The 284-nt window shown below is 68.0% G+C and carries 1 protein-coding gene; it reads right to left on the reverse strand.

What is annotated here, in order from left to right:
- Positions 1–284 (reverse strand): 2-oxoacid:acceptor oxidoreductase family protein (locus tag ADK55_RS23355; protein WP_199826610.1); only part of this gene is annotated, 284 nt, incomplete at both ends.

Below are 284 nucleotides of genomic sequence, written 5' to 3' on the forward strand. Positions count from 1 at the left end.
GCGGCGATGAGGCCGTACGACAGGGCCAGGTTCCCGGAGATGTTGCGGTAGGTGCCCGTCGGGAACGACTTCGTCGCGGGGGCGACCTCGTAGGAGACGGCGAAGTCCTCGGTGGTCTCGCCGAAGTTCCAGCCGGCCCGGAAGGCGGCCACGTTCGCCTCGGCGATCTCCGGCTTCTTCGCGAACTTCGTCCGCAGGAACGCCTCCGTGCCCTCGGTGGGGCGGTGGTACATCCACGACAGCAGGCCCAGCGCGAACATGTTCTTGCTGCGCTCGGCCTCCTT

It is taken from the genome of Streptomyces sp. WM4235 (assembly GCF_001279725.1).
Taxonomy (GTDB): Bacteria; Actinomycetota; Actinomycetes; order Streptomycetales; family Streptomycetaceae; genus Streptomyces.